This is a genomic window from Desulfosoma sp. (genome assembly GCF_052743555.1).
Map to the genome: position 1 here is coordinate 6028 of NZ_JBRAHS010000001.1, position 1855 is coordinate 7882.

General features: G+C 49.3%; 1 protein-coding gene. It reads right to left on the reverse strand.

Going from position 1 to position 1855, the window contains the following annotated elements:
* Positions 1 to 1855: TonB-dependent receptor (locus ACUVSA_RS00035; RefSeq protein WP_445893520.1), on the reverse strand; the 1855-nt coding region annotated here is incomplete at both ends.

Below are 1855 nucleotides of genomic sequence, written 5' to 3' on the forward strand. Positions count from 1 at the left end.
ATGCCCTCGATATAGCGGCCTGGATTGACGTAAACAATCTCTGTTTCGTAATACTTGTCAAAGATGTTCACCCCTGAGATGCTTGTTGTCATTATCCACTTATCCGCAAGCCTCCAGTCCTTCCATATTCTAAGATCAAGGGTTTTGTATGGGCGCATGTGGAAAAAGGGAAGCTCGGTGTTCTCATCGTCATAGTACCTGTCGTCGGAGAATCTTAAAAGAATGTTGGCATTGACTATATCCGGGTTAATATATCTTAGCCCAAGACTTCCCCAGGAATCCGGTGCGTTTCTTAGCTGATGGCCTCCGTTTTTCGGATCGTCAATGATCCTGGAGTGGTTGAGGGTAAGTGAGCCCATAAACCACAGCTTGTCAGTTATCCGCTGCTCCAGCAATGTCTCAACGCCATATATCTCTGCCCCGCCCAGGTTCTGAGTCCTTACTATGCTGCCTCCGGGAACTGCCGGATTTTCATCATAACGGTAGGATACCATATCTCTTATCTTTCCGTAATATCCAGTTACACCGATAGATGTGCCGAATCTCGGGAAATCCAGCTCAAGGCCCAGATCTGCCATCCAGGTCTTCTCCGGATCCAGATTAGGATTTGCCTCCCTCCAGGTGTTGCCGCTCTTTATGTTTTGAAAGAACCACAGGGGCAACCCAGGCCAGTATGCGGTTCCTATAGAGGAGCGTACAGCAAGGTTTTCGGTGAAGCGATACTTTCCCCCGCCTCGGTAGGTCCAGGTCTCTTTGGAGACATCCTCGGGTTTTTGTGGGTTTGAGCTGGTGTCAAAGATGTCCTTGTATTCCCAGTGGTCGTAACGGATTCCTGCTATCAAAGAAAGTCTGTCATCCAGAAACACCATCTGATCCTGAAGATAGGAAGCGGTCTGATCGGTAGTAACCTTAAAGAGGCTCTTTTTGCCAGTGAGGAGAAAAAAGTCATCCCTTTTCTCACTCTCCCTGCTCCAGAAGACACCGGCGGTAAGGGTGTTGTTTGAACCCAGATACCAATCTGTCTGAAGTTCTACAGGCAGGCGCCTTACTTTCCACTCGCGCTTCTGAAATATTGTTGAATTAAGAACAGGAGTACCACCCACGAGGCTCAGTCCGCCATTGTATTGCTGCGGATGGTCGTAATACTGGAAGGCGCCTGAAAGCCTTATTTTTCCTATCCCGCCCAAAGGTGTTTCGGCCTTGAGGGTGTTTATGACCTGGGAACCGGTGTCGTCAAGGATGAGATTGCTCTGCCCGCCGTAGAGGTATCTTCTTGCATAGTTGACGGCAATGGAGAACTTAATCCCGTGCTCGTTTGCCCAATCGGCCTTTCCTGCAACATAGGAGTTCCTATATCTGTTGTCCTCGAGGGAGGCCTCCTTGAGGTACTGTTTCTTTCCAAGGCTCCATAGCTGTAGTGCGTCATCCACCGGCTTCATCTTATAGCCGTCGGAATAGTCTCCCGAATAAGAGAAATAATAGCGCCATTGGTTTAATGCGTCTCCGATGCTTACGTGCGGCCTTATTGTGTTTTTTGTGCCATAGGCTATCTGACCCTTCGCACCCATTCCTTTTGTGCCTGATCGGGTTATAAAATTTACTGCGCCTCCTGAGGCGTTTGCTCCGTAAAGGGCCGAAGATGGCCCAAGGAGCACGTCAACTCGCTCTATATCGTTGGGGTTGAGAGTGGTTGACATGAAAGACCAGATGGGAAGACCGTCCACAAGATAGACGGTCCTTCCTATAAAATAGCCCGTGCCTCTGAGGTGTATCCAGGGCGGCCCCCAAGGATAATACTGGCCCACATGGACGCCTGGCAAATCCCTTATCAGTTCTCCAACGTTGTTCATAAAGA